At 68.4% G+C, this 22,379-nt stretch carries 23 protein-coding genes and 1 pseudogene; 18 read left to right on the forward strand and 6 right to left on the reverse strand.

Annotation, left to right across the window (positions count from 1 at the left end; genetic code table 11):
• The first annotated feature begins 167 nt into the window (after positions 1-167).
• From DIE23_RS32280 to DIE23_RS32310, 6 genes are all read left to right on the forward strand, one after another.
• Positions 168-1,211 (forward strand): bile acid:sodium symporter family protein, encoded by a 1,044-nt coding sequence (locus tag DIE23_RS32280; RefSeq protein WP_124616025.1) that lies wholly within the window; start codon positions 168-170, stop codon positions 1,209-1,211.
• Between the two features lie 260 nt (positions 1,212-1,471).
• Positions 1,472-3,310, forward strand: a complete 1,839-nt coding sequence (locus DIE23_RS32285) for an EAL domain-containing protein (protein WP_124616027.1) — start codon at positions 1,472-1,474, stop codon at positions 3,308-3,310.
• A 351-nt stretch (positions 3,311-3,661) separates the two neighbouring features.
• Positions 3,662-4,681 (forward strand): LacI family DNA-binding transcriptional regulator, encoded by a 1,020-nt coding sequence (locus tag DIE23_RS32295; RefSeq protein WP_124616031.1) that lies wholly within the window; start codon positions 3,662-3,664, stop codon positions 4,679-4,681.
• Positions 4,678-5,958, forward strand: coding sequence for an AGE family epimerase/isomerase (locus tag DIE23_RS32300; RefSeq protein WP_124616033.1), 1,281 nt, complete (start codon positions 4,678-4,680; stop codon positions 5,956-5,958). Before DIE23_RS32295 ends, DIE23_RS32300 begins: the two co-directional genes overlap by 4 nt.
• Positions 5,955-6,863, forward strand: coding sequence for a carbohydrate kinase (locus DIE23_RS32305; protein ID WP_124616035.1), 909 nt, complete (start codon positions 5,955-5,957; stop codon positions 6,861-6,863). The genes DIE23_RS32300 and DIE23_RS32305 overlap by 4 nt, the downstream gene beginning before the upstream one ends.
• A 98-nt stretch (positions 6,864-6,961) precedes the next feature.
• On the forward strand, positions 6,962-7,183 hold the full coding sequence (locus DIE23_RS32310) for a hypothetical protein (protein ID WP_059523876.1): 222 nt from the start codon (positions 6,962-6,964) through the stop codon (positions 7,181-7,183).
• 90 nt (positions 7,184-7,273) lie between these two features.
• On the opposite strand, the gene DIE23_RS32315 is transcribed toward DIE23_RS32310, so the two are convergent.
• Positions 7,274-7,468 (reverse strand): DUF2905 domain-containing protein, encoded by a 195-nt coding sequence (locus DIE23_RS32315; protein ID WP_057928625.1) that lies wholly within the window; start codon positions 7,466-7,468, stop codon positions 7,274-7,276.
• An 11-nt stretch (positions 7,469-7,479) separates the two neighbouring features.
• Entirely contained in the window at positions 7,480-8,670 is a 1,191-nt protein-coding gene (locus DIE23_RS32320; protein ID WP_124616037.1) for a class I SAM-dependent methyltransferase, read from the reverse strand.
• Positions 8,671-8,683: 13 nt separating this feature from the next.
• Here DIE23_RS32320 and DIE23_RS32325 point away from each other — a divergent pair, with 13 nt between their 5' ends.
• The 7 genes from DIE23_RS32325 to DIE23_RS32355 all read left to right on the forward strand — a co-directional run bounded on the left by DIE23_RS32325 (position 8,684) and on the right by DIE23_RS32355 (position 15,025).
• Positions 8,684-9,427: an SDR family oxidoreductase gene (locus tag DIE23_RS32325; protein WP_124616039.1), complete on the forward strand. Its 744-nt coding sequence runs from the start codon at positions 8,684-8,686 to the stop codon at positions 9,425-9,427.
• Positions 9,428-9,505: 78 nt separating this feature from the next.
• Entirely contained in the window at positions 9,506-9,910 is a 405-nt protein-coding gene (locus tag DIE23_RS32330) for a dihydroneopterin aldolase (protein WP_124616041.1), read from the forward strand.
• Positions 9,907-10,902, forward strand: a complete 996-nt coding sequence (ttcA, locus tag DIE23_RS32335) for a tRNA 2-thiocytidine(32) synthetase TtcA (RefSeq protein ID WP_124616043.1) — start codon at positions 9,907-9,909, stop codon at positions 10,900-10,902. The genes DIE23_RS32330 and ttcA overlap by 4 nt, the downstream gene beginning before the upstream one ends.
• 135 nt (positions 10,903-11,037) lie before the next feature.
• Positions 11,038-12,399 (forward strand): bifunctional UDP-N-acetylglucosamine diphosphorylase/glucosamine-1-phosphate N-acetyltransferase GlmU, encoded by a 1,362-nt coding sequence (gene glmU, locus DIE23_RS32340; protein ID WP_124616045.1) that lies wholly within the window; start codon positions 11,038-11,040, stop codon positions 12,397-12,399.
• A 54-nt stretch (positions 12,400-12,453) separates the two neighbouring features.
• The gene (gene glmS / locus DIE23_RS32345) at positions 12,454-14,271 is read left to right on the forward strand and encodes a glutamine--fructose-6-phosphate transaminase (isomerizing) (protein WP_124616047.1); all 1,818 of its coding nucleotides are present in this window, start codon (positions 12,454-12,456) and stop codon (positions 14,269-14,271) included.
• A gap of 50 nt (positions 14,272-14,321) precedes the next feature.
• Positions 14,322-14,807 (forward strand): hypothetical protein, encoded by a 486-nt coding sequence (locus tag DIE23_RS32350; protein WP_124616049.1) that lies wholly within the window; start codon positions 14,322-14,324, stop codon positions 14,805-14,807.
• Positions 14,807-15,025, forward strand: a complete 219-nt coding sequence (locus tag DIE23_RS32355) for a hypothetical protein (RefSeq protein WP_014895833.1) — start codon at positions 14,807-14,809, stop codon at positions 15,023-15,025. Before DIE23_RS32350 ends, DIE23_RS32355 begins: the two co-directional genes overlap by 1 nt.
• Before the next feature lie 83 nt (positions 15,026-15,108).
• Here the strand turns inward: DIE23_RS32355 and DIE23_RS32360 are convergent, their stop codons facing one another.
• Both DIE23_RS32360 and DIE23_RS32365 read right to left on the reverse strand, forming a co-directional pair.
• Positions 15,109-15,948: an FTR1 family protein gene (locus tag DIE23_RS32360; protein WP_124616052.1), complete on the reverse strand. Its 840-nt coding sequence runs from the start codon at positions 15,946-15,948 to the stop codon at positions 15,109-15,111.
• Between the two features lie 12 nt (positions 15,949-15,960).
• Positions 15,961-16,293: a cupredoxin domain-containing protein gene (locus tag DIE23_RS32365; RefSeq protein WP_124616054.1), complete on the reverse strand. Its 333-nt coding sequence runs from the start codon at positions 16,291-16,293 to the stop codon at positions 15,961-15,963.
• Between the two features lie 332 nt (positions 16,294-16,625).
• On the opposite strand from DIE23_RS32365, the gene DIE23_RS32375 reads away from it, so the two are divergent.
• Positions 16,626-16,826, forward strand: a complete 201-nt coding sequence (locus tag DIE23_RS32375) for a heavy-metal-associated domain-containing protein (RefSeq protein ID WP_124616056.1) — start codon at positions 16,626-16,628, stop codon at positions 16,824-16,826.
• Positions 16,827-16,875: 49 nt separating this feature from the next.
• Here DIE23_RS32375 and DIE23_RS32380 read toward each other — a convergent pair whose 3' ends face one another.
• Positions 16,876-18,366 carry an aldehyde dehydrogenase gene (locus DIE23_RS32380; protein ID WP_124616058.1) on the reverse strand — a complete coding sequence of 497 codons (1,491 nt, stop codon included), beginning with the start codon at positions 18,364-18,366 and terminating at the stop codon, positions 16,876-16,878.
• An 86-nt stretch (positions 18,367-18,452) separates the two neighbouring features.
• On the reverse strand, positions 18,453-19,004 hold the full coding sequence (locus DIE23_RS32385; protein ID WP_014895828.1) for a cupin domain-containing protein: 552 nt from the start codon (positions 19,002-19,004) through the stop codon (positions 18,453-18,455).
• A 458-nt stretch (positions 19,005-19,462) separates the two neighbouring features.
• On the opposite strand from DIE23_RS32385, the gene DIE23_RS40480 reads away from it, so the two are divergent.
• The 4 genes and pseudogenes from DIE23_RS40480 to DIE23_RS32405 all read left to right on the forward strand — a co-directional run.
• The gene (locus tag DIE23_RS40480) at positions 19,463-19,645 is read left to right on the forward strand and encodes a hypothetical protein (RefSeq protein WP_006402789.1); all 183 of its coding nucleotides are present in this window, start codon (positions 19,463-19,465) and stop codon (positions 19,643-19,645) included.
• Positions 19,646-19,931: 286 nt separating this feature from the next.
• Positions 19,932-20,717 carry a gamma-glutamyl-gamma-aminobutyrate hydrolase family protein gene (locus tag DIE23_RS32395; RefSeq protein ID WP_124616060.1) on the forward strand — a complete coding sequence of 262 codons (786 nt, stop codon included), beginning with the start codon at positions 19,932-19,934 and terminating at the stop codon, positions 20,715-20,717.
• Between the two features lie 29 nt (positions 20,718-20,746).
• Positions 20,747-22,084 carry a glutamine synthetase family protein gene (locus DIE23_RS32400; protein ID WP_124616062.1) on the forward strand — a complete coding sequence of 446 codons (1,338 nt, stop codon included), beginning with the start codon at positions 20,747-20,749 and terminating at the stop codon, positions 22,082-22,084.
• A 38-nt stretch (positions 22,085-22,122) separates the two neighbouring features.
• Positions 22,123-22,379: pseudogene (locus DIE23_RS32405) on the forward strand (aminotransferase class III-fold pyridoxal phosphate-dependent enzyme); the annotation flags it as partial.

Here is a 22,379-nt window from a genome sequence, read left to right on the forward strand (position 1 = left end):
TGCGCACCGGCGGGCGCCCGCGGGCGAGCGTTGTTGCGCGATCGCAGCATGCAATTGATTCATCAATGGATTCACACAATGAATTTGTGTATTGAATAACCAATCGGGACAATGTCGGCTTCGCGCGCGCGACATGCGCGCCCGCCGTTTCCGAATCGAGTTCCCCGATGGCCCGTCCCCGTTTCCTTCCCGACAACTTCACGCTCGCGCTCGTCGGCACCGTCGTGCTCGCGAGCCTGCTGCCGTGCCGCGGCCCGGCCGCCCACGCGTTCAACTGGGCGACCAACATCGCGGTCGGCCTGCTGTTCTTCCTGCACGGCGCGAAGCTGTCGCGCGAAGCCGTCGTCGCGGGCGCGACCCACTGGCGGCTGCATGCGGTCGTGCTGCTCAGCACGTTCGCGCTGTTCCCGCTGCTCGGCCTCGCGCTGAAGCCCGTGCTGCAGCCGCTCGTCACGCCGACGCTCTATGCCGGCGTGCTGTTCCTGTGCACGCTGCCGTCGACCGTCCAGTCGTCGATCGCGTTCACGTCGATCGCGAAGGGCAACGTGCCGGCCGCGGTGTGCGCGGCGTCCGCGTCGAGCCTGCTCGGGATCTTCGTGACGCCGGCGCTCGTCGGGCTGATGATCACGTCGCAGTCGGCCGCGGCCGCATCGCCGTGGAGCACGGTCGGCAGCATCGTGATGCAGCTGCTCGTGCCGTTCGTCGCCGGCCAGCTGCTGCGGCCCGTGATCGGCGGCTGGATCGAACGCAACCGCGGCGTGCTGCGCTTCGTCGACCAGGGCTCGATCCTGCTCGTCGTCTACGTCGCGTTCAGCGAGGCCGTGAACCAGGGGCTGTGGCACCAGATTCCGGCGCACGCGCTCGGCGGCCTGCTGGTCGTCAACGTCGTGCTGCTCGTGATCGCGCTGGTGCTGACCGCGTTCGTCAGCAAGCGGCTCGGCTTCAACCGGGCCGACCAGATCACGATCATTTTCTGCGGATCGAAGAAGAGCCTCGCGGCCGGCGTGCCGATGGCGAAGGTGATCTTCTCTGCACAGGCGGTCGGCGCGATCGTGCTGCCGCTGATGCTGTTCCACCAGATCCAGCTGATGGCCTGCGCGGCGCTCGCGCAGCGCTGGGGCGCGCGCGACATGAGCGGCGAGCGTGATGGCGAGGGCGCCGCGGCCGGGGCGGCGCGCACGCAAGGCGCGCTGAACACGGGCAAGCGCTGAAGCGGGAGATGCGCGGCCGGCATGGCTGGCCGCGCGGGGTATTCTCCTTTCTGGTCCCCGCCTTCCGCCTTCCGCCTCCCGCTTCCCGCTTCCCACGTCTCCCCCCGTCTCCCCCGCTTCCTCCGCCGCGCCGCCGCAAACCCTCAGCCCGACGCGACGCATGCACCATCGACGCGCATCGCGTCACGAAATCTTCATTCAATTCTCCGCGCGCCCTGCCGTTAAAGTCGGGCGTCCCGTCGCCTCGGCTGTCCTCGCCCATGCCCGCGCCCCATCCCGCCCCGTCCGCCGCCCCCACCACCCGCCTGATCGCGGAACGCGCGCTCGCGGCCGTGTTCCAGCCGATCGTCGACCTCGGGTCGGGCACGGTCGTCGGTTACGAAGGCCTGATCCGCGGCCCGCGCGGCACCGACCTCGAGCCGCCGGCCGCGCTGTTCGCGCAGGCCGCCCGCGACGGCGCGACCGTCGCGCTCGAACAGGCGGCCGCGCTCACCTGCCTCGACGCATTCGCGGCGCTCGGCTGCGACGGCAAGCTGTTCCTCAACTTCAGCGCAGGCACGATCCTGCAACTCGCGCGCGAACGCGAGCGCGCGCGGCAGTTGCTCGTCCGTGCGCGGATCGGCGCCGAGCGCATCGTGATCGAACTGACCGAGCAGACCGCGCTGCCGGACGTCGCGCGCATCGGGCCGGCGGTCGCATCGCTGCGCGACGCCGGCATCCAGTTCGCGCTCGACGACTACGGCACCGCGAACGCGAGCATGAACCTGTGGCTGCGCCTGCACCCCGATGTCGTGAAGATCGACCGCTTCTTCATCCACGACATCGCGCGCGATCCGCTCAAGTTCGAGGCGGTCAGGGCGATGCAGCACTTCGCGCACGCGAGCGGCGCGCAATTGATCGCGGAAGGGATCGAGAACGAGTGCGACCTGATCGTCGTGCGCGACATGGGCATCTGCTGCGTGCAGGGCTTCCTGCTCGGCCGGCCGGACGCGCATCCGTCGCCGGTCGTCGCGCCGGCCGCGCGCGACGCGATCCGCACCCCGCACATCGCGGTGTTTCCCGGTGCGACCCGCGCCGTGCGGCCGGCCGGCACGATCGCGGCGAAGATGCTCGTCCCCGCGCCGGCGCTGCCGCGCGATGCCACCAGCAACGACGTGCTCGACCTGTTCAACCGGATGCCCGCCCTGCACGCGGTCGCGCTCGTCGAACGCGGGCGGCCGGTCGCGCTTGTGAACCGGCGCGGCTTCATGGACCGCTTCGCGCTGCCGTACCACCGCGAGGTGTTCGGGAAGAAGCCGTGCCTGCAGTTCGCGAACGACGCGCCGCTGATGATCGACAACGCGACGACGGTCGAGCAGCTCGCGATGGTCCTCGCGAGCCACGACCAGCGCTACCTCGCGGACGGCTTCGTGATCACCGAGCACGGCCGCTACGTCGGGCTCGGCACCGGCGAGAGCCTCGTGCGCGCGGTGACCGAGATGCGCATCGAGGCCGCGCGCTACGCAAATCCGCTGACGTTCCTGCCCGGCAACATCCCGATCAGCGCGCACATCGAGCGCCTGCTGGCGCGCGACGCCGGCTTCCACGCGTGCTACGTCGACCTGAACCAGTTCAAGCCGTTCAACGACCAGTACGGCTACTGGCAGGGCGACGAAGTGCTGAAGTTCGCGGCGACGGTGCTGGCCGGCGTGTGCGATCCGCAGCGCGACTTTCTCGGGCACGTCGGCGGCGACGATTTCCTCGTGCTGTTCCAGCGCGACGACTGGCACACGCGCGCGGCCGATGCGATCGCCCGCTTCAACGACGGCGCGCAGCGCTTCTACACGCAGGCCGACCGGTTGTCGGGCGGGCTGCGCGGCGAGGACCGCCACGGCAACCCCGCGTTCTTCGGCTTCGTGACGATGGCGATCGGCGCGGTCGGCGTGCCGGCCGGCGCGAACGGCGCGATGCGCTACGGCAGCGACGAGATCGCGTCGGTCGCGGCGCTCGCGAAGCGGCGCGCGAAACAGCAGCCGGGCGGACTCGCGGTGGTCGATCTCGACGCGGGCCGCGCGGCGTTGCGCGATCGCGGCGAGCCGCCGCACGCGGCGGCGGGCTGAACGGCGGGCAGTTGCCGGTCGCAGGCAGGTCGCCGGGCCGCCCGAACGACGTTGCCGGTGCTGCGCCAGCGTGGTGGGCCGCTTCCGGGCAACCGCCAGCCGATCGCCCCGCCCGCCTCTTTCACGCCGGCATCTGAACGCGCCCGACCGACTCCCTCCCGCCGCCGCCACATTCCGTATGATCACCTTGCCTTTTTCGCGTTTTGTTTAGTATTTTTAGTAACGGCGTTTTCGCAGATTAGCACGTAAAAACCCCGTTATTTCCGGGTATTCCCCGGTAATCCGGCCCGAATTAGGCGCCGTTTTTTACTATACAATCGCCGTCATCCTAAACAAACCGGACCCCGAACGATGGGCACCACCATTCGCGACGTAGCGCGGGCGGCAGAGGTCTCGATCGGCACCGTCTCCCGCGCGCTGAAGAATCAGCCGGGCCTGTCCGAAGCCACGCGGGCGCGCATCGTCGAGATCGCGCAGCGGCTCGGTTACGATCCGGCACAATTGCGGCCGCGCGTCCGCCGGCTCACCTTCCTGCTGCACCGCCAGCACAACCGCTTTCCCGCCAGCCCGTTCTTCTCGCACGTGCTGCACGGCGTCGAGGACGCGTGCCGCGAGCGCGGCATCGTGCCGACGCTGCTCACGGTCGGCCCGAACGACGACGTGCTGCGCCAGATGCGCCCGCACGCCCCCGACGCGATCGCGGTGGCCGGCTTCATCGAGCCCGAGACGATCGAGGCGCTCGCCGCGACCGGCCGGCCGCTCGTGCTGATCGACCTGTGGGCGCCCGGCCTGCGCTCGGTGAACATCGACAACGCGACGGGCGCGGCGCTCGCGATGCGCCACCTGCTCGCCATCGGCCGCTCGCGGATCGCGTTCATCGGCGGCTCGGCCGCGCACTACAGCATCGCGCAGCGCGCGATCGGCTACCGGCGCGCGTTCTTCGAGGCCGGGCGGCTGTTCGATCCCGCCTACGAAGTGACGATCGACGCCGGGCTCGACCCCGACACCGGCGCCGCGCGCGCGATGCAGCAGCTGCTCGACGCGCCGGGCCCGCGCCCGGACGCCGTGTTCGCGTACAACGACGCCGCCGCGCTGGCCGCGCAGCGCGTGTGCATCGCGCGCGGCGTGCGGATTCCGGAAGACATCGCGATCGTCGGCTTCGACGACATCCCGGCCGCCGCGCACGCGAACCCGCCGCTCACGACGCTCGCCGTCGACAAGGAAGCGCTCGGCCGCCGCGGCGTCGAACTGCTGCTCGCGGAAGCGCCCGAGCACACGGAGATCTCCCTGCCCGTCGAGCTGATCGTGCGGGCCAGCAGCCAGCCCGCCGGCTCGCCGGCATTCGATACCGCCACGGTCACCGAATCATGAACATGCCCCCGGCCCAATCCCCCACGGCCACGCCGGCCAACCACGCGCAAACGGCACCGTTCGTCGCGAGCTTCCGCGAGCCGTCGTTCCTGCTGTCGCACGTCGAGGACACGCTGCGCTTCTACGCGACGAACGCGTTCGACCCGACGGGCGGCTTCTACCATTACTTCCGCGACGACGGCAGCATCTACAACCGCACGTCGCGGCACCTGGTCAGCAGCTGCCGGTTCGTCTTCAACTACGCGATGGCGTACCGGCATTTCGGCGATCCGCGCCATCTCGAGTACGCGCGCCACGGGCTGCGCTTCCTGCGCGACGCGCACTGGGACGAAGCGCTGCAAGGCTACGACTGGGAACTCGACTGGCGCGACGGCGCGAAGCGCGCGACGCTCGACGGCACGCGCCACTGCTACGGGCTCGCGTTCGTGCTGCTGGCCGCCGCGCACGCGACGATGGCCGGCATCGACGAGGCGCGCGCGCTGATCGCGTCGACCTACGAACTCGCGGAACACCGCTTCTGGGATGCGGCAGCAGGCCTCTACGCGGACGATGCGACGCCGAACTGGAACGTGTCGTCGTACCGCGGCCAGAACGCGAACATGCACATGACGGAAGCGCTGCTCGCCGCGTACGAGGCAACCGGCCACCTCACCTATCTCGATCGCGCCGAAAAGCTCGCGACCCACATCACGCAGCGCCAGGCTTCGCTGTCAGGGGGCCTCGTGTGGGAGCACTACCACGCGGACTGGTCGGTCGACTGGGACTACAACAAGGAAGACAGCTCGAACATCTTCCGTCCGTGGGGCTTCCAGCCGGGACACCAGACCGAATGGGCGAAGCTGCTGCTGATCCTGGAGCGGCACCGCCCGCTCGACTGGCTCGTGCCGCGCGCGGCCGAGCTGTTCGACGCGGCGCTCACGCACGCGTGGGATGCCGATCACGGCGGCCTCTGCTACGGCTTCGGCCCCGACTTCACGATCTGCGACCACAACAAGTATTTCTGGGTGCAGGCGGAAACCTTCGCGGCGGCCGCGATGCTCGGCGCGCGCACCGGCAGCGAGCGCTTCTGGGACTGGTACGACGAGATCTGGCGCTACAGCTGGGCGCATTTCATCGATCACCGCTACGGCGCGTGGTACCGGATCCTCACCTGTGACAACCGCAAGTACAGCGACGAGAAGAGCCCGGCCGGCAAGACCGACTATCACACGATGGGCGCATGCTACGACGTGCTCGCGACCCTCGCGCGCGCGGCGCGCAGCGAGCCGACGCAATGAGCGGCGGCACGTTTCCGGCCTTCGTGTCGGCGGGCGACATCCTGACCGACATGGTGCGCGCGGGCGACGCGCAGTGGACGTCGGTGCCGGGCGGTGCCGGCTGGAACGTCGCGCGCGCGGTCGCGCGGCTCGGCATGCCGAGCGCGCTCGCGGGCGCGATCGGCGAGGACTGCTTCTCCGACGTGCTGTGGCGCACCAGCGAGGCCGCCGGCCTCGACCTGCGCTTCCTGCAGCGCGTGCCACGTGCGCCGCTGCTCGCGATCGTCCACGAGACGCGGCCGCCCGCGTACTTCTTCATCGGCGAAGCGAGCGCGGATCTCGCGTTCGACCCGGCTCGGCTGCCGGCCGGCTGGGTCGAACACGTGAAATGGGCGCACTTCGGCTGCATCAGCCTGGTGCGCGAACCGCTCGCGGGCACGCTCGTCGCGCTCGCGGCCGACCTGCACGCGCGCGGCGTGAAGATCAGCTTCGATCCGAACTACCGGAACCTGATGACGGCCGCGTACCGGCCGACGCTGGAGAAGATGGCCGCGCTCGCCGACCTGATCAAGGTATCCGACGAGGACCTGCGCCACCTGTTCGGCGGCGACGGCCCCGACGCGATCGCGGCGGTACGCGCGCTGAATCCGCGCGCGGCCGTGCTCGTCACGCGCGGCGCGCAGGCGGCGACGCTCCACGCGGACGGCGACGTGCTCGAGGCCAGCCCGCCGCGCGTCGAGGTGGTCGACACCGTCGGCGCGGGCGACGCGTCGATCGGCGGCATGCTGTTCAGCATGATGGCCGCGCCGCAGCGGTCGTGGCGCGAGCATCTCGCGTTCGCGCTCGCGGCGGGCGCCGCCGCATGCCGGCATACGGGCGCACACGCGCCGACGCTCGACGAGGTCGTCGCGCTGCTCGAACGGTGACGGGATGATGACGGCGCTCAGATCGGACGCCGATACGCGGCGCTGTACATGCTGCGCCGCAGTGCTACGATGAAGTGTCCTATTGCGGGAGAGGCACGATGGACACGAACACGTTCACGAAGGGCATCTACACGGCCAAGGCGCATACGCAGCACGCCGCCAACGGACAGTTCCAAGGCTACGTGATCCTCGCGCGGGACGACGGCGACGAGACGGAGAACATGCGCTACGACGTCCACACGACGAGCCCGAGCGAGGAAGAGGCGTTCAACGAAGCGAAGGCGCTCGCGCACCGGATCCTCGGCGAAATCGAACTGTAATGCGCCGAGCCATCACGCGCGCTGCGGCCGGACCGCGACGCGCCGTCTTCGGCGCGGTTCGAGGCAACCCACGATCATCGACACTCGCCGTCAGAGCAGCCGCGCCACCATCGACACCAGCATCGTCAGCACCAGCGTCGACATGAACGGGAACGGGTAGCGCCGCCCGCCGAGCGTCAGCGTGACATCGCCCGGCATCCGCCCGATGCCGAACTTGCCGAGCCACGGCCAGCAGCGCGTCAGGATCATCACCGCGACGAACGACGCCATCAGCCAGCGCAGCATCCTGGCTCCCGTCAGAGCGCGTGCGAGCGGTCGCCGCGCGCGAACGCGTCGAGCGTGCCATCGATCCCGCGCGAGAACGCGATGACCTTGAACAGCTCGCCCATCTCGGCCTCCGAGATCAGCTTCTGCACCGCGTTCGCGGCCGGCAGGAACTGGTGGATGTCGGACGGATCGATCGCGGCCAGCGCGTCGGTGATGCCCGCGTTCAACAGGAAGCGCGCCTGCGACGTGTAGCCGAGCAGGTCCGCGCCGGTCGCGACGCCCGCGTCGTAGATGCCGGTGAATTCGACGTGCGCGGTGATGTCCTGCAGCCCCGGGTACAGGAAGGCGTCGTCGTGCGCATGATGACGGTAGTGGCACATGAGCGTGCCGCGGTCGCGCTGCGGATGGTAGTACTCGTGCGCGGGAAAGCCGTAGTCGACCAGCAGCACCGCGCCGCGCGCGAGCATCGTGCACACGGTTCGCGTGAACGCCAGCGCGGCTTCGTGCGTCTCGGTCACGTAGCCGTCGTCGACGTCGAGGGTCGCGAGCACCGGCGGCAGGCCTGCCGCGCCGGCGGGCCGGTCGTCGAACACGAACGCGTGCCGCGCGTCGAGCGCGACGCCGCGCTCGAGCCACGCGCCGCCCGCCTTCGCGAAGAGGCGTACCGGCATCGCATCGAGCACCTCGTTGCCGACCACGACGCCGTCGAAGCGCTCAGGCAGCGCGTCGAGCCAGCGCACCTTCCCGGCAAGGGCCGGCGCGGCCGCCGCGATCGTGTCGCGCTGCCGTTCGCGCAGCTCGCCGGACAGGTCGACGATCAGGTAGTCGTCGAGTTCGACGCCGAGCGCATCGAGCGCCGCGAGCAGCCCGGCCGCGAGCTTGCCCGTGCCCGCGCCGAATTCCATCACGCGGCGCGTGCCGCTTGCCGCGAGCGCTTCCGCGACGGGATTCGCGAGCGTGCGCGCGAACAGCGGCGACAGCTCCGGGGCGGTCACGAAGTCGCTGCCGTCGTCGGCGCGGCGTCCGAACTTGCGCGCGCCGCCGCTGTAATAGCCGAGGCCGGGCGCGTACAGCGCGCGCTCCATGAAGCGGTCGAACGGCAGCCAGCCGCCGGCCGCCGCGATCTCGTCGCGCAACTGCGCGGCGAGGGTTTCGGACTGCGCGAGCGCATCAGGGCCGGGAGCAGGTAAACTAGCGGGTTCGTGAGCTTTCGGGTTCATCCCGGCATTGTAAATGACCGTTTCAGCCGATACGTCGACCCCGCGCATCGCGCTCGTCGCTGGCGCGCTGGGCAGCGCCGCCGACGCCGCGTCGCTCGGTCGTGCGCTCGCGACCGGATTCGCGCAGCGCGGCTGGGACGTCGCGCTGCAGCGCAGCCCCGGCACGCCGCGCGCTGCCGCCGACGCGCTCGTCGCCGAAGTCGCCGCACACGGCCGCCGCGCGGCCGTGCTCGACGCCGATCTGGCCCTGGAAACCGACGCGGCCGCGCTCGTCGCCGCATGCGGCGCGACGCTCGGCCGGCCGGCGTGCGTGGTGTTCGTGAGCGCATGCGCCGGCACCGACGACGCGCACACCGTGGACGGTGCGTCGCTCGCCGGCGCGCTCGCGCGCAATGTGGCCGCGCCGCTCGCGCTGGCCCGCGCGCTCGCCGACGCGACGCCCGACGCCGCGCGCGACGACGAATCGCTGCGCGCCTGCGCGATCCACGTGCTGGATCAGGCCCTGTTTCACCCGGCGCCGGCGCAGTTGTCGCATGCACTGATGCAGGCCGCGCTGAACCGCGCGACCTCCGCGCTGGCGCTGGCCCTCGCACCGAAGGTGCGCGTCGCGGCGCTCGTGCGCGGCCACGCGCCGCACGCGGACGACATCGCGGCGGCGGCCTGCTATCTCGCGAGCGCGCCCGGCGTCACGGGCGCGACGCTGACCGTCGACGGCGGCGAGCACCTCGTGCCGCCCGCCGCCGGCCCGAATGAATGAACTGCGCGGATCGCGCGGCCTGAATGCCGCCACCCGCGCCACTTTGCGTGTGCGCACGCCAATTTGACTGGGACGACCATGTTTTCCGCTCTCCTGCACCCCCGCCTCGCGGACTGCCGCAGGCTCTACCTGCGCGACTACGAGGTGCACATCAACATCGGGGCCTTCGAACACGAGAAGCGCGGTGAGCAGCGCGTCGTCATCAACGTCGACCTGTTCGTGCCGCTCGCGCTGTCCACCCCCGTCGACGACCGGCTGCACGAAGTCGTCGATTACGACCTGATGAAGCAGAGCGTCGCGCAGAGCGTGGCGCGCGGCCACATCCACCTGCAGGAAACGCTGTGCGACGCGATCGCCGCGAACCTGCTGGCGCACGACGCCGTGCGCGCGGTACGCGTCTGTACCGAGAAACCGGACGCCTATCCGGACTGCGACGCCGTCGGCGTCGAAGTCTTTCGCATCAAGGACGAGGAGCGCGCATGAACGCCCCCCACATGAATGACACGGCAGCCGATGGCGCCGCCATCGAAGCCACCATCTCCGACACCGGCCGCCGCGCGCTGACGCGCCGCGAGCAGAAGGAAGCGTACGAGAACAACAAGCTGTTCAAGCGGATCGTGCGCCAGGTCGGCCAGGCGATCGGCGACTACAACATGATCGAGCAGGGCGACAAGGTGATGGTGTGCCTGTCGGGCGGCAAGGACAGCTACGCGATGCTCGACGTGCTGCTGCGCCTGCGCGAGCGCGCGCCGATCGACTTCGACATCGTCGCGGTCAACCTCGACCAGAAGCAGCCGGGCTTCCCCGAGCACGTGCTGCCCGAGTACCTGACGCAGGTCGGCGTGCCGTTCCACATCGAGAACCAGGACACCTACAGCATCGTCAAGCGGCTCGTGCCCGAAGGCAAGACGACCTGCTCGCTGTGCTCGCGGCTGCGCCGCGGGATCCTGTACCGCGTGGCCGGCGAGCTCGGCGCGACCAAGATCGCGCTCGGCCACCACCGCGACGACATCCTGCAGACACTGCTGCTCAACATGTTCTACGGCGGCAAGCTGAAGGGGATGCCGCCGAAGCTGCAGTCGGACGACGGCAGGAACGTCGTGATCCGCCCGCTCGCGTACGTGAAGGAAACCGATCTCGAGAAATTCGCGGAACTGCGCGAATTTCCGATCATCCCGTGCAACCTGTGCGGCAGCCAGCCGAACCTGAAGCGCGCGGAAATGAAGGCGCTGATCCGCGAGTGGGACAAGCGCTTCCCGGGCCGCGTCGACAACATGTTCAGCGCGCTCGCGAACGTCGTGCCGTCGCACCTGATGGATACGACCCAGTTCCCGTTCGCGTCGCTGCGCGCGACGGGCGAAGCCGATCCGCAGGGCGACATCGCGTTCGACGAGGAACCGTGCGCGTCCGGCGACGACACCGCCGCGCCGGGCGCCGCCAAACCGATCTCGATCGTCCAGTTCGACGACCTGTAAGCAGGGCCGGAACACCCATCGGAGCGGGGCGCAAGCCCCGTTTTCCGGCGCTGTCGCCCCGCCGCGACAGGCCCGGAACGCCAGGGGCCGCATGCTAAAATGGACAGCTTCGAACTCCTCTGACAAGCTGGCGCCATGAATATCGTGATTTTGGCGGCAGGCACCGGCAAGCGCATGCGTTCCGCGCTGCCGAAAGTGCTCCATCCCCTGGCCGGCAGGCCGCTCCTCTCCCACGTCATCGCCACCGCGCGCACGCTGCAGCCGTCGCGGCTCGTCGTCGTCGTCGGTCATGGCGCCGAGCAGGTCCAGGCCGCCGTCGCCGCGCCCGACGTCCAGTTCGCGGTACAGGCCGAGCAGCTCGGCACCGGCCATGCGGTACGCCAGGCGCTGCCGCTGCTCGATCCCGCACAGCCGACGCTGGTGCTGTACGGCGACGTGCCGCTCACCCGCGCGTCGACGCTGCGGCGTCTCGTCGACGCCGCACGCGAGGGCCGCTACGGGATTCTGACCGTCACGCTCGACGATCCGACCGGTTACGGCCGCATCGTGCGCGACGCATCCGGCTTCGTCACGCGCATCGTCGAGCAGAAGGATGCGTCGCCCGAGCAGCTGAAGATCGCCGAGATCAACACCGGCATCATCGTCACGCCCACGGCGCAGCTGTCGATGTGGCTCGGCGCGCTGAAGAACGAGAACGCGCAGGGCGAGTACTACCTGACCGACGTCGTCGAGCTCGCGATCGAGGCCGGCTTCGAGATCGTCACGGCGCAGCCCGACGAGGATTGGGAAACGCTCGGCGTGAACAGCAAGGCGCAGCTCGCGGAACTCGAGCGCATCCATCAGCGCAACGTCGCCGATGCGCTGCTCGTCGACGGCGTCACGCTCGCCGATCCGGCGCGTCTCGACGTGCGCGGCACGCTGCGCTGCGGCCGCGACGTGTCGATCGACGTGAACTGCGTGTTCGAAGGCAACGTGACGCTCGCCGACAACGTGACGATCGGCGCGAACTGCGTGATCCGCAATGCGTCGATCGGCGCGGGCACGCGCATCGACGCGTTCACGCACATCGACGGCGCCGAGCTCGGCGCGAACACCGTGATCGGCCCGTACGCGCGGCTGCGTCCGGGCGCGCAGCTCGCGGACGAAGCGCACGTCGGCAACTTCGTCGAGGTGAAGAACGCGGTGATCGGCCACGGCTCGAAGGCGAACCACCTGACGTACATCGGCGACGCCGACATCGGCGCGCGCGTGAACATCGGCGCGGGCACGATCACCTGCAACTACGACGGCGCGAACAAGTTCCGCACCGTGATCGAGGACGACGTGTTCGTCGGCTCGGACACGCAACTCGTCGCGCCGGTGCGCGTCGGCCGCGGCGTGACGATCGCGGCCGGCACGACGATCTGGAAGGATGTCGCCGAAGGCGTCCTCGCGTTGAACGAGAAGACGCAGACCGCGAAGAGCGGCTACGTCCGCCCGGTCAAGAAGAAGAGCTGAACCCTTTGCGGGCGCCCGGACGGCGCCCGCGTCGACTTACAGGATTGACCATTCATGTGCGGCATTGTCGGCGCAGTTGCGCAGCGTAATATCGTTCCGGTGCTGATCGAAGGATTGCGGCGCCTCGAATACCGTGGCTACGATTCGTGCGGCGTCGCCGTGCTCGAACCGGGCGCGCCGAAGCGCGCACGCAGCGTCGCGCGCGTCGCCGATCTCGACGCGCAGGTGCGCGAATCGCATCTCGAAGGCGCGACCGGCGTCGCACACACGCGCTGGGCGACGCACGGCGCGCCCGTCACGCACAACGCACACCCGATCTTCTCGTCGAACGCGCTCGCGCTGGTGCACAACGGCATCATCGAGAACTTCGAGACGCTGCGCGAAGCGCTGCGCGCGAAGGGCTACGAATTCGTGTCGCAGACCGACACCGAAGTGATCGCGCACCTCGTGCACAGCCTGTATCGCGGCAACCTGTTCGAGGCCGTGCGCGAAGCCGTGCAGCAGCTGCACGGCGCGTATGCGATCGCGGTGACCCACAAGGACCAGCCGCACACCGTCGTCGGCGCGCGCCAGGGTTCGCCGCTCGTCGTCGGCCACGGCGACGGCGAGAACTTCCTCGCATCCGACGCACTGGCGCTGGCCGGCAGCACCGACCGCTTCACGTTCCTCGAGGAAGGCGACGTGTGCGAACTGTCGCTCGACGGCGTGAAGATCGTCGATCGCCACGGCGCGCTCGCGCAGCGCGAGATCCGCGTGGTCAGCGCGTACGGCGGCGCGGTCGAGCTGGGCCCGTATCGCCACTTCATGCAGAAGGAAATCTTCGAGCAGCCGCGCGCGATCAGCGACACGGTACCGCAAACCGAAGCATTCGACGCGACGCTGTTCGGCGATGCGGCCCCCGCCGCGTTCGCGGACATCGACAGTCTGCTGATCCTCGCGTGCGGCACGAGCTACTACTCGGGCCTCACCGCGAAATACTGGCTCGAATCGATCGCGAAGATCCCGACCCAGGTCGAGATCGCGAGCGAATACCGCTACCGCGAGTCGGTGCCGAACCCGCGCCAGCTCGTGCTGGTGATCTCGCAGTCGGGCGAGACGGCCGACACGCTCGCCGCGCTCAAGCACGCGCAATCGCTCGGTCACACGCATACGCTCGCGGTGTGCAACGTCGCGACGAGCGCGATGGTGCGCCTCACCGAGATGCAGTTCCTGACGCACGCGGGCACCGAGATCGGCGTCGCATCGACGAAGGCGTTCACGACCCAGCTCGTCGCGCTGTTCGTGCTGGCCGCGACGCTCGGCAAGTTGCGCGGGCACGTCGACGCCGCGCTGGAAGCAGAATTCCTGAAGCAGCTGCGCCACCTGCCGGCCGCGCTGAACAGCGTGCTCGCGCTCGAGCCGCAGATCATCGCGTGGTCGGAGGAATTCGCTCGCAAGGAAAACGCGCTGTTCCTCGGCCGCGGGCTGCACTACCCGATCGCGCTCGAAGGCGCGCTGAAGCTGAAGGAAATCTCGTACATCCACGCGGAGGCCTATCCGGCCGGCGAACTGAAGCACGGGCCGCTCGCGCTCGTCACGGAAGCGATGCCGGTCGTCACGGTCGCGCCGAACGACACGCTGCTCGAGAAGCTGAAGTCGAACATGCAGGAAGTGCGCGCGCGCGGCGGCGAGCTGTACGTGTTCGCGGACTCGGACACGCAGATCGTCAACGACGACGGCCTGCACGTGATCCGGATGCCGGAACACTACGGGCAGCTGTCGCCGATCCTGCACGTCGTGCCGCTGCAGTTGCTCGCGTATCACACCGCGTGCGCACGCGGCACCGATGTCGACAAGCCGCGCAACCTCGCGAAGTCGGTGACGGTGGAGTAAGCAATCGGCGCAGCGCAGTCCGGCGCGCCGACGAGACTGACGGAGAGACCATGGTAAGACTGTTTGGATGCGGATTGCTGGCGCTGACCTTCGCGTCGACGGGCTGGGCGGCCGAGCACTACGTCGAAGTCTGGAACCCGCCCGAAGCACGGCTGCCGGCGGCACGCACGCCGGATGCCCGTACGCCGGATGCCCGTATGCCGGCCGCGCGCACGGGCGCCGACGCGCACGCCGGCAGCAAGACCGCGGAAAAGCACGCGAGCGTGCAGCCGAAGGCCGCAGTGAAGCTGCACAAGCGCCGCGTCGCGCAAGCTGTGAAAGCCGCGCCGCATCGACCGACCGCCGCGGCGGTCGACGCGCCGGCCGCGCCGCGCCCGGTCGCGCAGCCCGCGCCGGGCCGGCTCACGGTAATGCAGCCGGCCGTGCCCGACACGCCGCACGCACTCAGTTACACCAATATCCCGCGGCAATACACGCCGGACGGCAACGTGCTGCGCGTCGGCACGAGCCGCCGTTCCGCGGAGGTGACGCGATAATGGAAGCGCAGACCTATCACGGCTACCAGATCTGGGGCCATTCGATCCTGCAACAGGACGAGATCCTGCAGCCCGAACGCTTCGCGGCGAGCGGCACGATCACGCAGAACAACCGGCTCGTCGAAGCGTCGGGCGTGCTCGGCGTGTTCGATACCGAGGACGACGCGCGCGAAGCGGGGCTCGAATGGGCCCGCGCGTGGATCGACAGCCATCGCTGAACGGGCCGCGCGGCTGCGCGCGAACCGTCAACGCAAAAAAAGGGGCGTCCACGACGCCCCTTCTTGCATTTGGCCCCGCCCGCTCAGGCGACGGGCCGCGGCGGCGGCGGCATGGCCGTCCGGGGCCGGCCGACGAGCCGCGCGAGCACGACGATCGCGACCAGCGTGCCGACGTACGCGACAATCTGGATCCCCGCCGGACGCGCGGTATAGCCGATCAGCGTATGCAGCGCCTTGCCGACGATGCTCGTTTCCTTGAGCAGCCACGAGGTATCCCAGACCGCATCGCCCCACGACGGCACGAGGCCGGCGGCGAGCAGGAAGCCGACGCACTGGCTCGCCATCCCCGCCGCGAGCAGCACGATCAGCGCGTTGGTGACGGAGAACAGGCGCTTGAGCGGAATCTGCAGCAGGCCCGCATACATCGCATAGCCGAGCCCGGCGCCGCCCAGCACGCCGAGCAGCCCGCCGACGATCATCTGCGGCGTCTGTCCCGGATCGCCCGCCGCGATGCCGTACAGGAACAGCACGGCCTCGGAGCCTTCGCGCAGGACCGCGACGCCGACCACGATCGCGAGCCCCGTCAGCGGCCGGCTGCCGGCCGCGACGGCCCGCCCGACCTCGCCCATGTGCAGCGCCATCTCGCGGCCGTGGCGGCTCATCCAGATGCAGTGCCACGCCAGCATCAGCGTCGCGACGAACATCACGCCGGCGTTGAAGACTTCCTGCCCCATGCCGGACGCCCACTGCGAGATCACGTCGGCGAATGCGGCGATCAGGCCGGCGCCGATCACGCCGCCGACGAGCCCGCCGCCGACCCACCAGCCGCGCCGCGGCACGCCCTTCGTGGCGGCCATCACGATCGAGACCACCAGCGCGGCCTCGAGCACTTCACGAAAGACGATCAGGGCGGTAGACAGCATGGCGATATCCGCTTACTTGACGGTCAGGTGTGTCTTCGACTGCACTTCGTGATACTCGTCGTGAAACTCGTAGGTCCCGGCCTTCAGCGGCCCGACCAGGATTTCGACCGACTTGCCGGCCGGCACGACCTTCTCTGCCTTGAAATCGTCGCTTTCGAATTCCGCGGGCGTCGCATCGAGGTTCTTCACGACGAACTTCACCTTCTTGCCGGCCGGAATCGTCACGCCGTCGGGCGAAAACTTGTGGTCCTTCAGGGTCAGGTTGACGACATCGTCGGCAGCGAATGCGGACGTTGCCGATGCGCCCAGCAGGGCCAGCGCGAAGCCGAAAGCGAAACGATTCATGTGGGTCACGAAATGAAATATCGAAGGGAACCGATAGTAAGATCGATTCGCATTATCACCTCCGAGTACCCTTACTTGCCTCATGGGCATTGTGCGTCGTCGATGTGACACGCACCTTGTCGTGCAAGGCTCCGCCAGATTTCGCCGACAACGCGCAATCGTCAATCGGGAAAAATTCGGACTGACGCACCCAGGCGAATTGCGATTCGTCTGACTTCATCTTTACAAAATGCTTGTGCGCTGCCGAACGCCGCCAACGGGCTTGACCTTCCCACCATGGCAAGCTTCATGCTGGTGATGTTGTCAATCGCCAATCAACCCAGGAGAACACGATGGAATTCGAAGTCCAGGACATGACCTGCGGCGGCTGCGCCAACGCCATCACGCGCGCCGTGACGGCAGTAGACCCGGCCGCGAAGCTCGACATCGACGTGGCCACGAAGACGGTCAAGGTCGAATCGGCGCAAGGCGCCGAACGCGTGCAGTCGATCATCGAAGCCGCGGGCTTCCACCCGGCGCTGCGCACGGCCTGACGCGCGCGGGCGCAGCGCCCGTCGGCACTGCGCCCGACCGCCGGCCGCGTCAGCGCAGCCGGATCAGCGTCGACTTCAGCTCGGTGTACTTCTCGAGCGCGTGCAGCGACTTGTCGCGGCCGTTGCCCGACTGCTTGTAGCCGCCGAACGGGAAGTTCATGTCGCCGCCTTCGTCGTAGCAGTTCACCCACACCGTGCCCGCCCGCAGCCGGCGCGACACGTCGTGCGCGGTCGTCAGGTCCGACGTCCACACGGCCGCCGCGAGCCCGTACTCGGTATCGTTCGCGATCCGCACCGCCTCGTCGACATCGTCGAACACGATCACCGACAGCACGGGACCGAAGATTTCCTCGCGCGCGATCTTCGCATCGGGCTTCACCTCGAACACCGTCGGCTCCACGTAGAAGCCGCCCGTCTCCGCCTTCACACGCGCGCCGCCCGTGACGAGCGTGCCTTCCTTGCGCCCGGCGTCGATGTAGCCGAGCACGCGCTCGAGCTGGATCCCGTCGACGATCGCGCCCATCGAGACCGACGGGTCGAGCGGGTTGCCAGGCACGTACGCACGCGCGGCCGCGACCAGCTTCTCGATGAACGCATCCTTGATGTCGCGATGCACGAGCAGGCGCGAGCCGGCCGTGCACATCTCGCCCATGTTGTAGAAGATCGCGCCGGCCGCGGCCTGCGCGGCGCGGTCGAGGTCCGGGCAATCGGGCAGCACGATGTTCGGCGACTTGCCGCCGAGTTCGAGCCACGCGCGCTTCAGGTTCGACTGCGCGGCGTACTGCATGATCAGCTTGCCGACCGTCGTGGAGCCGGTGAACGCGATGCAGTCGACGTCGCGATGCAGCGCGAGCAGCTTGCCCGGTTCGCCCGCGCCCGGCACGACGTTGAACACGCCGGCCGGGATGCCGGCCTCGCAGGCGAGTTGCGCGACGCGGATCGCGGTCAGCGGCGACTTCTCCGACGGCTTCAGCACGACGCTGTTGCCGGCCGCGAGCGCCGGGCCGAACTTCCATGCGGCCATCAGGATCGGGAAGTTCCACGGCACGACGGCCGCGACCACCCCGACCGGCTCGCGCGTGACGAGACCGACGAGATGATGGTCGGCCGGTGCGACTTCGCCGCCGACCTTGTCTATCGCTTCGGCGAACCACTCGACGCAATAGGCGGCGCCCGGCACGTCGACCGTCGTCGTGTCGCCGATCGGCTTGCCCGCGTCGAGCGTCTCGAGCAGCGACAGTTCGTCGAGATGCTCGCGCATCAGCGCGGCCCAGCGCAGCAGCACGGCCTTGCGCGCGCGCGGGTTCAGTCCGGCCCACACGCCCGCGTCGAACGCGCGGCGTGCGGCCGCGACGGCGGCGTTCACGTCGGCCTCGCCGCAATCGGCGACCTTCGCGAGCACGCGGCCGTCGATCGGGCTCACGCAGTCGAAGGTCTTGCCGCCGTGCGCGTCGCGCGACGCGCCATCGATGAATGCGCGCCCTTCGATCTCGAGCGACGCCGCCTTGTCCTGCCAGTCAGCCAAAGTCAACTTGTTCATTCAGGATGCCTCAATGGTTGTGGCATTCGCGCTTCGGCACGCCGCGCAACGGCAACACTGCCGGCGGCGAATGCGATGATGCGCGGTCAGAAGGTGGCCGGCGAATTGGCCGACACGACCTCGCAGAGCTGTTCCGCGCTGGGATTGCGAAAACGGTGCGGCAAACGGCTTTCGAAGTAATAGCCGTCTCCGGGGTCGAGCAGCCAGGTCGCGCCGTCGACGGTGAGCTCGAGCCGGCCCGACACGACCACGCCGCCTTCGTGCCCCGCGTGCACGAGCATTTCGGGCCCCGTATCGGCGAGCGGCTGGTAGATCTCGCGCATGATGCACATGTTGCGGTCCTTCACGCCCGCGCCGACGAGGTGAAACGCGAGCGCGTCGTTGCCGAGGTTCGGCATCTCGTCACGCCGCGACACGACCGAGCGCGATTCGACCAGCTCGAACGTGAAGAACTCCGCGAGACTCATCGGGATGCATTCGAGCAGTTTCTTCAGCGAGCCGACCGACGGGCTCACGCGCCCCTGTTCGATCAGCGAGATCGTGCCGTTGGTCACGCCGGCCCGCTTCGCGAGTTCGCGCTGCGACAGGCCATGCTTGTTGCGCACGAAACGCAGGCGCTCGGCGACTTCGGTGGACATCGATTCGGTTTCGGACACGATAGTAGTGCGGTGAAAAAGTGAAACGACGTGTTGGGCAGCCGTTGAATATTCTAATCACTTTATGCCGCGCATCAGCGGGGAAAACCCTGAAAGCCGTTCGAAATAATGAACACCCCGCCAGTCATTCCATTTGCGAATCTTTTGTTCGCAGTGCTTCGGGAAAGCCCTGACACGAGACCGTCAAAAAACATTTGACGCCGTTTTTGACTCGTATATGCTGGCTCTCAGGTCGGCGTCATCGACCATTCATCGGCACCAGAAAACGTTATCGCAACGTAAAAATTGATGCCAATCGATGTAAATGACGCAGGCCCGACACCTTGATTATTTTAAACGCCCCGCGCGCCGAAACGATCAGGTGTTCAATACTTTCAACAAACCAGTCGAGTGTAATCGTGAGAGTCCGTGGCCCTCTGGTGAGGTGGGATCGAGGCGATGTGCGAAGTTTGCGCAGCGCTGCTCCCGCTTCCGATGGCAGTTGCGGCTGGCATAGTCCTCGCCTGCTGCATCTGTCGATCTACACCATCCTGTCCCGTCGTTCCGTTCGGCGTCACAACGCCGTTTCCGCACGCGCATTCGTGGCCGTCGATACCGACGAAGTCGCGTCGCTGCTGCCATAGCGCCTCTCCTCCTTTTCTCGTCGTTCGTTTCAGCTGCCTGTTCGTCAATCGCGTCGTCTGCGCGGTGACGGAACGCGTTCGCGCATCCATTGCCGCGTCGCACAGCGCAACGAAACGAACGACGGCCTGACCGTCGCGCGCAGCGCGGATCGCCATGCGAACCCGCCGCGCCCATTCACCAGCGGCCTTGACGCTCTGCGCCAGGCTGCGGGGCCGTGTCACGCCTGCGTTTTGCAGTTTTCCCGCGCAACGCATGACACATCCCTATGGATAACTGATTGACGTCATGGAAAGGAAACCCCTCGTCGGCATCACAGCCGACTTCACGCAGATCGGCGCACATGCGTCGCACACGGTCGGCGACAAGTACGTCGCGGCGATCGTCGACGGCGCACACGCGCTCGCGATGGTGCTGCCCGCGCTCGGCGAGCGTCAGTCGGTCGACGACGTGCTCGCCACGGTCGACGGCCTGCTGTTTACCGGCAGCTACTCGAACGTCGAGCCGCACCTGTACGGCGGCGAGCCGAGCACGCCCGGCACGAAGCACGATCCCGCACGCGACGCGACGACGCTGCCGCTGCTGCGCGCGGCAATCGCGGCAGGCGTGCCCGTGCTGGCCGTGTGCCGCGGCTTCCAGGAGCTGAACGTCGTCTGCGGCGGCACGCTGCACCAGCGCGTGCACGAAGTGCCGGGGCTCGCCGATCACCGCGAGGACGACGACGCGCCGATGGACACGCAATACGGCCCCGCGCACGTCGTGCGCCTGAGGCCCGGCGGCGTGCTGCACACGCTCGCCGGCGGCCGCGACGACGTGCACGTGAACTCGCTGCACAAGCAGGGCATCGCGCAGCTCGGTTCCGGCCTCGCCGTCGAAGCCGTCGCGCCGGATGGCCTGATCGAGGCCGTCAGCGTCGTCGATGCCCCGGCCTTCGCCCTCGCCGTGCAATGGCACCCGGAATGGCGGCATGCGCATGACCAGCTGTCGAGCGCGATCTTCCGCGCCTTCGGCGACGCATGCCGCGCGCGCCGCAACGCCCGCACGCGCGCCACGGCCGCCGCCGCGCTCGCCTGAGCGCGCCGACCCACATAACGAGAACAGACATGCAAGACATCGAAGACTTTCTGAAGCAGCACCGGATCACCGAGATCGAAGCGATCATTCCCGACATGGCCGGCATCGCGCGCGGCAAGATCACGCCGCGCAACAAGTTCACGTCCGGCGAATCGATGCGCCTGCCGCAGGCCGTGATGGTGCAGACCGTCACCGGCGACTATCCGGAAGACGGCTCGCTGACCGGCGTGACCGATCCCGACATGGTGTGCGTGCCCGACACGTCGACCATTCGCCTGATCCCGTGGGCCGTCGACCCGACCGCACAGGTGATCCACGACTGCGTGCACTTCGACGGCTCGCCCGTCGAGATCTCGCCGCGCTACGTGCTGCGCCGCGTGCTCGACCTGTACAAGGCGAAGGGCTGGAAGCCGGTCGTCGCGCCGGAGCTCGAGTTCTACCTGGTCGACATGAACAAGGACCCGGACCTGCCGCTGCGTCCGCCGGTCGGCCGCACGGGCCGCCCCGAGACGGGCCGCCAGTCGTATTCGATCGAGGCGGTGAACGAGTTCGACCCGCTGTTCGAGGACATCTACGAGTACTGCGAAGCGCAGAACCTCGACATCGACACGCTGATCCACGAAGTCGGCGCCGCGCAGATGGAGATCAACTTCATGCACGGCGACGCGCTGTCGCTGGCCGACCAGGTGTTCCTGTTCAAGCGCACGGTGCGCGAGGCCGCGCTGCGCCACAACATGTACTCGACCTTCATGGCCAAGCCGATGGAAAACGAGCCGGGCTCCGCGATGCACGTGCACCAGAGCATCGTCGACGAGGAAACGGGCCGCAACCTGTTCACGTCGCCGGAAACGGGCGGCGCGACGTCGCTGTTCTACAACTATCTCGCCGGGCTGCAGAAGTACACGCCCGCCTTGATGCCGATCTTCGCGCCGTACATCAACTCGTATCGCCGGCTGTCGCGCTTCATGGCCGCGCCGATCAACGTGCAGTGGGGTTACGACAACCGCACGGTCGGCTTCCGCATTCCGCACTCGGGCCCGGCCGCGCGCCGCATCGAGAACCGGATCCCGGGCGTCGACTGCAACCCGTACCTCGCGCTCGCGGCGACGCTCGCGGCCGGCTATCTCGGCATGACGCAACGCCTCGAGCCGACCGAACCGCTCGTCAGCGACGGCTACGACCTGCCGTACCAGCTGCCGCGCAACCTCGAGGAAGGGCTCACGCTGATGGCCGCCTGCGAGCCGCTCGGCGAGATTCTCGGCCACAAGTTCCTGAAGGCGTATTTCGCGCTGAAGGAAACCGAATACGAAGCGTTCTTCCGCGTGATCAGCTCGTGGGAACGCCGTCATCTGCTGCTGCACGTGTAAGCGAGCGCACAACCGCATTCAGGAAATACGGAGGAAACATGACTTACCGCAACGAATCCGCGTGGATCCAGCCCGCCGCGCCGGCGGCCCGCACGACGCAGGCACGCTCGACCGCCGAATACCGCGCGCTCGACGCCGCGCACCACATCCATCCGTTCTCGGACATGGGGGCGCTCAATCGCGCGGGCAGCCGCGTGATCGTGAAGGCCGACGGCGTCTACCTGTGGGACTCGGACGGCAACAAGGTCATCGACGGGATGGCCGGCCTCTGGTGCGTGAACGTCGGCTACGGCCG

It is taken from the genome of Burkholderia sp. Bp9143 (genome assembly GCF_003853645.1).
GTDB lineage: Bacteria > Pseudomonadota > Gammaproteobacteria > Burkholderiales > Burkholderiaceae > Burkholderia.

Excerpts from the sequence above, each read along its gene's own strand:
- DIE23_RS32280 (WP_124616025.1), top strand. The coding sequence starts at position 168 with ATGGCCCGTCCCCGTTTCCTTCCCGACAACTTCACGCTCGCGCTCGTC.
- DIE23_RS32285 (WP_124616027.1), top strand. The coding sequence starts at position 1,472 with ATGCCCGCGCCCCATCCCGCCCCGTCCGCCGCCCCCACCACCCGCCTG.
- DIE23_RS32295 (WP_124616031.1), top strand. The coding sequence starts at position 3,662 with ATGGGCACCACCATTCGCGACGTAGCGCGGGCGGCAGAGGTCTCGATC.
- DIE23_RS32300 (WP_124616033.1), top strand. The coding sequence starts at position 4,678 with ATGAACATGCCCCCGGCCCAATCCCCCACGGCCACGCCGGCCAACCAC.
- DIE23_RS32305 (WP_124616035.1), top strand. The coding sequence starts at position 5,955 with ATGAGCGGCGGCACGTTTCCGGCCTTCGTGTCGGCGGGCGACATCCTG.
- DIE23_RS32310 (WP_059523876.1), top strand. The coding sequence starts at position 6,962 with ATGGACACGAACACGTTCACGAAGGGCATCTACACGGCCAAGGCGCAT.
- DIE23_RS32315 (WP_057928625.1), bottom strand. The coding sequence starts at position 7,468 with ATGCTGCGCTGGCTGATGGCGTCGTTCGTCGCGGTGATGATCCTGACG.
- DIE23_RS32320 (WP_124616037.1), bottom strand. The coding sequence starts at position 8,670 with ATGAACCCGAAAGCTCACGAACCCGCTAGTTTACCTGCTCCCGGCCCT.
- DIE23_RS32325 (WP_124616039.1), top strand. The coding sequence starts at position 8,684 with ATGACCGTTTCAGCCGATACGTCGACCCCGCGCATCGCGCTCGTCGCT.
- DIE23_RS32330 (WP_124616041.1), top strand. The coding sequence starts at position 9,506 with ATGTTTTCCGCTCTCCTGCACCCCCGCCTCGCGGACTGCCGCAGGCTC.
- ttcA (WP_124616043.1), top strand. The coding sequence starts at position 9,907 with ATGAACGCCCCCCACATGAATGACACGGCAGCCGATGGCGCCGCCATC.
- glmU (WP_124616045.1), top strand. The coding sequence starts at position 11,038 with ATGAATATCGTGATTTTGGCGGCAGGCACCGGCAAGCGCATGCGTTCC.
- glmS (WP_124616047.1), top strand. The coding sequence starts at position 12,454 with ATGTGCGGCATTGTCGGCGCAGTTGCGCAGCGTAATATCGTTCCGGTG.
- DIE23_RS32350 (WP_124616049.1), top strand. The coding sequence starts at position 14,322 with ATGGTAAGACTGTTTGGATGCGGATTGCTGGCGCTGACCTTCGCGTCG.
- DIE23_RS32355 (WP_014895833.1), top strand. The coding sequence starts at position 14,807 with ATGGAAGCGCAGACCTATCACGGCTACCAGATCTGGGGCCATTCGATC.
- DIE23_RS32360 (WP_124616052.1), bottom strand. The coding sequence starts at position 15,948 with ATGCTGTCTACCGCCCTGATCGTCTTTCGTGAAGTGCTCGAGGCCGCG.
- DIE23_RS32365 (WP_124616054.1), bottom strand. The coding sequence starts at position 16,293 with ATGAATCGTTTCGCTTTCGGCTTCGCGCTGGCCCTGCTGGGCGCATCG.
- DIE23_RS32375 (WP_124616056.1), top strand. The coding sequence starts at position 16,626 with ATGGAATTCGAAGTCCAGGACATGACCTGCGGCGGCTGCGCCAACGCC.
- DIE23_RS32380 (WP_124616058.1), bottom strand. The coding sequence starts at position 18,366 with ATGAACAAGTTGACTTTGGCTGACTGGCAGGACAAGGCGGCGTCGCTC.
- DIE23_RS32385 (WP_014895828.1), bottom strand. The coding sequence starts at position 19,004 with ATGTCCACCGAAGTCGCCGAGCGCCTGCGTTTCGTGCGCAACAAGCAT.
- DIE23_RS32395 (WP_124616060.1), top strand. The coding sequence starts at position 19,932 with ATGGAAAGGAAACCCCTCGTCGGCATCACAGCCGACTTCACGCAGATC.
- DIE23_RS32400 (WP_124616062.1), top strand. The coding sequence starts at position 20,747 with ATGCAAGACATCGAAGACTTTCTGAAGCAGCACCGGATCACCGAGATC.